5 protein-coding genes are annotated in these 5,384 nt (G+C 69.1%); all 5 read right to left on the bottom strand.

The genetic code is table 11. From position 1 onward, the window contains the following. Positions 1-164 precede the first annotated feature (164 nt). The 5 genes from VF330_RS27825 to VF330_RS27805 are packed head-to-tail and all read right to left on the bottom strand — an operon-like array spanning position 165 to position 4,965. Positions 165-1,139 (bottom strand): ABC transporter substrate-binding protein, encoded by a 975-nt coding sequence (locus VF330_RS27825; protein ID WP_330854640.1) that lies wholly within the window; start codon positions 1,137-1,139, stop codon positions 165-167. Between the two features lie 19 nt (positions 1,140-1,158). Next, positions 1,159-2,196, bottom strand: coding sequence for an ABC transporter permease (locus tag VF330_RS27820; RefSeq protein ID WP_330854639.1), 1,038 nt, complete (start codon positions 2,194-2,196; stop codon positions 1,159-1,161). Then, entirely contained in the window at positions 2,193-2,957 is a 765-nt protein-coding gene (locus VF330_RS27815) for an ATP-binding cassette domain-containing protein (protein WP_330854638.1), read from the bottom strand. The genes VF330_RS27820 and VF330_RS27815 overlap by 4 nt, the downstream gene beginning before the upstream one ends. Beyond that, positions 2,954-3,985 carry a mannose-6-phosphate isomerase gene (locus tag VF330_RS27810; protein ID WP_330854637.1) on the bottom strand — a complete coding sequence of 344 codons (1,032 nt, stop codon included), beginning with the start codon at positions 3,983-3,985 and terminating at the stop codon, positions 2,954-2,956. Before VF330_RS27810 ends, VF330_RS27815 begins: the two co-directional genes overlap by 4 nt. After that, complete coding sequence (locus VF330_RS27805) at positions 3,982-4,965, bottom strand: LacI family DNA-binding transcriptional regulator (protein WP_330854641.1); 984 nt, start codon at positions 4,963-4,965, stop codon at positions 3,982-3,984. Before VF330_RS27805 ends, VF330_RS27810 begins: the two co-directional genes overlap by 4 nt. Positions 4,966-5,384 lie beyond the last annotated feature (419 nt).

The raw sequence follows: 5,384 nt of genomic DNA, 5'->3' as shown, positions 1-5,384 counted from the left end.
TCAACCCGGCGAAAAGCGTGCCGGGTTGACACCCCTCCTCGCGTGCAGCAAGAGCTGTGGCGCGACTCGTGACGGGAACCCCACCGCGGAGAGCTTCGCTCAAAAGCCAAGGCAAAAGCCAAAGCCAAAGCCAACAGCGTGCTCGCCTTCGCCTTCGGCTGGGCTTAGCAGGACTGCTTGTAGAAGTACTTCGAGTTCGCTTCTGCGTCGTCCTTGGTGATCGCCACCAGGTCCGTTTCGATGTTGCGCTTGGTTTCCTTGGCCTCGATCGCGGCGATCGCCTGTTCCACGCCCTGCTTGCCGATGGTGCCGGGGTCCTGGGCGATCAGCGCTTGCACGGTGCCTGCCTTGAGGTCCTCCACCTGCTTCGGGGAGGCGTCGAAGCCGACCAGGTTCACCGTGCCGGTCTTGCCTGCGTTCCTCAGGCCCGTCGCGGCGCCTTCGCCTGTGTTCAGGTTCGTGGCGAAGACCCCGATCAGGTCGGGGTTCGCTGCCAGGGTCGCGGTCACCTTCGAGGCCGCTGTGGCGGGCTCGTTGTCGGTGTACTGCTGGCCGATGTACTTCAGGTTCGGGAAGGCCTTGACGGCTTCCTCGAAGCCCTTTGCCCGTGCGTCGGTGGTGGAGGTGCCGGCCTTGGTGTTCAGGACCAGGACCGATCCCGACTTGCCCGCTGCCAGTTTGTTCAGGGTCTCGGCTGCCAGTTTGCCGCCCTGTTCGTTGTTGGAGGAGATGGACGACAGGGCGATCGAGGTGTCCTGGAGCTTGGTGTCGACCTCGACTACCTTGATGCCCGCGTCCTTGAGCTGCTTCATCGGGCCCGCCATGGCCTTATCGTCGGTCGGGGCGATCAGGACCGCCGCCGGCTTCGAGGCCAGGATGCCCGTGACGATGGGGGTTTGCTGGGCCGCGTCGAACTTCGCGGGGGCCTGGGTGTCCACCTCGTAGCCCGCGGCCTTCGCGGCTTCGGTGAAGCCGCACTGCATCGAGATGTAGAACGGTTCCGCGGTGATGCCCGGGATCAGCACCAGCTTCTTGTTCGCGGCGGTGGTGCCCGAGTTCGAGTCGCCGATCTGGCCACCGCCGCCACACGCGGCGAGGAGGAACGCGGCCGAGACGGCCACTGCGGAGCGGATCTTCATTGGTCCAGCACCCTTTCCCTTAGCGTTGGTTGCGCGCCCGGCGCCGCGTCTGGTCCAGCCACACGGCGGCCACCAGCACGATCGCCACGGCGATCGGCTGCCAGAACTCCCTGACCCCGATGATCACGAGGCCCTTCTCCAGCACCGCCGGGATGAACACGCCGAACACCGTGCCCAGCACCGAGCCGGTGCCGCCGAAGATGCTCGTGCCACCCAGGACGACGGCGGCGATCGCGTTCAGGTTGTCCGTCTCGTGGCCCGTGACGACCGCGACGCGGAAGAACGCGTTGCCCATGAAGCCCGCCAGGCCCGCGAGGGTTCCCGCGAGCAGGTACACCTTCGTGAGGTGGCCGCGCACCGAGATGCCGACCCGGCGCGCCGCCTCCTCGTTCGAGCCGACGGCGTAGGTGTAGCGGCCGAAGCGCGTGGTGGACAGCAGGAGTGCGCCCAGGGCGGTGACGACCGCGGCGACGATCACGATGTTCGGGATGCCGAAGTACGTGCCCGAACCGAAGGTGCGGTTGAGCCTGTCCGGGATGCCGGAGACGTTGGAACCGTTGTTGAGCAACAGGGCCGCGCCCTGCGCCGCGCCGAACGAGCCCAGCGTGACGATCAGCGGCGGGATCTTCGCCCGCGAGATCAGCAGGCCGTTGAGCAGGCCCCACACGGCACCGCTGACGACGGCGACCAGCAGGCCGAACGCGATCACGCCCCAGCCGGCGTTCGTCGCGTCGCCGCCGGACACCGCGTTCATCGCGAGCGCCGAGCTGACGGACGCGAACACCAGCACCGAGCCCACCGACAGGTCGATGCCGGACGTGATGATCACGAACGTCATGCCGACCGACAGCACCAGCAGCACGGCGGTCTCCGCGAGCAGGAACTGCAGCGTGGTCACCTGGAAGATCGCGTCCGGGCGGATCGCGCCGAACACGGCGACCAGCACCAGCAGCACCAGGCCGATCCACAGCGTGTTCGCGCCGGTCAGCCGCTTGAGCAACGGGGTGCGCTGCTCGTCCGGCAGAGATGACAACGTTGTCTTCTCGTCCGTCGTCATGCCGCGTCCTCCTGTGACAGCGCGCCGGTCATCGCGCCGACGAGCTCTTCGACGGTGGTGTCCGCGGCCTGGAAGCGGGCCACCCGGCGGCCGAGGCGCAGCACCTCGACGCGGTCGGAGACCGACAGCACCTCGGGCATGTTGTGCGAGATCAGCACGACCGCGACGCCCTCGTCGCGGACCCGCTTGATCACGTCGAGCACGCGTTCCCGTTGCACCACGCCGAGTGCGGCGGTCGGCTCGTCCATGAACACGAGCTTCGACGCCCACGCCACGGACCGCGCGACGGCGACGGACTGGCGCTGACCGCCCGACAGGGCCGCGATCGGCACGTCGATGCTCTGCAGCGTCGCGCCGAACCTGGTGAAGTGCTCGGACGCCTGCCGGCGCATCGCCTTCTTGTCGAGGACGCCGAAGAAGCCCAGGACGCCGGGCTTGAGGACCTCCCTGCCCAGGAACATGTTCGCGGCCGGGTCGAGGTCCGGCGCGACCGCCAGGTCCTGGAACACCGTCTCGATGCCGCGGTCGCGGGCGTCGTTGGGGGAGTCGAGGTGCAGCGGCTCGCCTTCGAACAGCAGCTCGCCGCCGGTGGGCTGCTCCACCCCGGACAGGCACTTCACCAGGGTGGACTTGCCCGCGCCGTTGTCGCCGATCAGCGACACGACCTCACCGGGGTAGGCGGTGAACGAGGCACCGCGGAGAGCCTCCACGGTGCCGTAGCTCTTCTTGAGATCACGCGCTTCCAGCAACGGCTGGTTCATCGCGATATGTCCTCCACAGTGGACAGAACGGGCGGACGGCAGCGGATCGCCACCAGGTCACCGGTCAGCCCCAGCTCGCCCGCCGCGTGCGGCACGACGACGGTGCTGCCCTTGCGCACCTCCAGCCCACCGAGCTGGCCGGAGCCCTCCAGCACGACCACCACGGCGAACGACGGCTCCAACGCGAAGGAGCCTTCCACGTGCAGGCGGTCGGCCTGGAAGAACGGGTTCGCGTCCTCGCCGAGCAGGTCTACCGAGGGCGCCCACTTCTCCGACGTCTGACGCACGAGCTTGTCGAGCTCGCCGCTCCAGCCGGAGCGGTCGACGCAGTCCAGCGCGACGTCGTAGCCGAGACCGAGGTGGCCGATGTCGGCGTTGGCGAGGAAGCCCTGCCACTCCAGCGTGACCGAGAAGTCCGTCGGCTGCTGGAGCTCGACGATGAAGACGCCCTCGCCGATCGCGTGCGGCACGCCGGCGGGCACGAACACCGTGTCGCCGGGCCGGACGCAGACCGGGTTCAGCGAGTCGAGCATCGCCTTCGTGTCCTGCGTGGCGACCCACTCGGCGACGGTCGCGGCGGGCACGTCGTCGCGGAATCCGATGTAGACGGTCGGGTCCTGGCCGGTCGTGCCGACGACGATCCACGCCTCCGTCTTGCCGTGGCGGCAGTTCAGGTGCGAGGACGCGAAGGCGTTCGACGGGTGGCAGTGCACCGGCAGGCGCTGGCCCGCGTCGAGCAGCTTCACGAGCAGGGCGGTGTCCGCGCCGAACTTCGCGACGTGGTCGTGGCCGAGCCACCCCGTCGGGTCCGCTTCGACGGCGTCGCGCAGCAGCACGCCGTTCGGCAACGTTGTCAACCCGGCGTCGCTGCGCCCGAAGAGGGTCGTCGTCGACGCCACCCAGTCCTCGGGGCCGAAGTCGCCGCTCGCACCGCCGCGCAGCGCGGCGATCGCCTCACCGCCGCGGTAGAACTGCTTCGGCTGGTTGGCAGGCAGGTTGACAGGCTGGTGGAGCACACCAGAACTCACGCGTGGACCTCCCCGGATCCTCGTGGCACCAAGCGCACCGGCAGCACGACGCGGCGCGGTGGTGAGTTGTCGCCGTCCAGTCGGGCGAACAACAAATCGGTGGCCGCCTTGCCGAGCGCGCTCGCGTCGTGCGCGATCACGGTCACCGGCGGCGACAGCAGGTCGGCGAGCTCGAAGTCGTCGAAGCCCACCAGGGCGGGCCGTTCCGCGGTTCCGGCGAGCGAACGCAGGATGTACACGGTGATGCGGTTGTTGCCGGCCACGATCGCCGTGGCGGGCTCGCGCATGGTCTGCAGCCGGTGCAACGTGGCGCCCACGCTGCTCTCGTCGTGCGGACCCATCGCCACGAGCTCCTCGTGGTAGCCGATGCCCGCGCGCACGCAGCCCTCGCGGTAGCCGCGCAGGCGCTCGTTGGCGGTGAAGATGTCCGGCGCGTCCCCGAGGAACGCGATGCGGCGGTGCCCGTGCGAGGCGAGGTGCGTGACGGCCTCGACGGTGCCGCCGATGTTGTCCACCAGCACCGTGTCGGCGACGACGTCACCCGCCGGCCGGTCCAGGAACACCACGGGCGTCCCGGCGCGCATCTCCGGCACCAGGTAGCTGTGCTGGAGGCCGGCGGGCACGATCAACAACCCGTCCACCCGCCTGCTGCAGAACTCCAGCGCCAGCTCCCGCTCGCGCCCCGGATCCTCGTCGGAGGACCCCGAGATCACCTGTCTGCCGCGCAGACGGGCGATTTCCTCGACAGCACGGGTCACGCCGGAGTAGAACGGGTTGCCGACGTCCTCCAGCACCAGCCCGATCGTGCCGGTGGACGACCCCCGGCGCAGGTTGCGGGCACTCAGGTTCCGCCGGAACCCGAGCTGGTCGATGGCCGCCAGCACGCGCTCGGCGGTGGACGGGTGCACACCCGGCTCGTCGTTGACCACGCGCGAGACGGTCTTGATGCTCACGCCCGCCAGCCGCGCGACGTCGTTCATCGTCGCACGGCGGACCTTGCGCTGACCGGCGATGGGGCCGCTGGGGGACAACGTTGTCATAGTGGCCGTATCTCACCCCGGCTTTACGTGCTTGTCAACCGTTCCGCGACCGTTCGAGCGGTCCACATTTCCCAGTCGATGTCCAAAACGAGACAAGTGGTGGCACGGGTCTTGACCTCGCCCGTGTTCGCTCCGCGATGATTCGGTGACGGACAGCGTTGTCAGTGCGCGAGGGGAGTGACTGCTCATGCGTGACCTGCCACGCCGCAGCGTTCCCGGCCTCCTCGGCGTCGCTGACCACTGCCGGATCTCAGCCGATGCCTTCTCGGTCGCCCGCAGGTGACGAGACCCCCGGGCCGGGGTGCTGTCAGCGGCGGCTGCACCCCGGCCCGGTCCCTCGCACGTGGGTGGCTGGACGA

This window comes from Lentzea sp. (assembly GCF_036380075.1).
Taxonomy (GTDB): Bacteria; Actinomycetota; Actinomycetes; order Mycobacteriales; family Pseudonocardiaceae; genus Lentzea.
This window is presented reverse-complemented; position numbering and strand designations above follow the sequence as displayed.

Excerpts from the sequence above, each read along its gene's own strand:
- VF330_RS27825 (WP_330854640.1), bottom strand. The coding sequence starts at position 1,139 with ATGAAGATCCGCTCCGCAGTGGCCGTCTCGGCCGCGTTCCTCCTCGCC.
- VF330_RS27820 (WP_330854639.1), bottom strand. The coding sequence starts at position 2,196 with ATGACGACGGACGAGAAGACAACGTTGTCATCTCTGCCGGACGAGCAG.
- VF330_RS27815 (WP_330854638.1), bottom strand. The coding sequence starts at position 2,957 with ATGAACCAGCCGTTGCTGGAAGCGCGTGATCTCAAGAAGAGCTACGGC.
- VF330_RS27805 (WP_330854641.1), bottom strand. The coding sequence starts at position 4,965 with ATGAACGACGTCGCGCGGCTGGCGGGCGTGAGCATCAAGACCGTCTCG.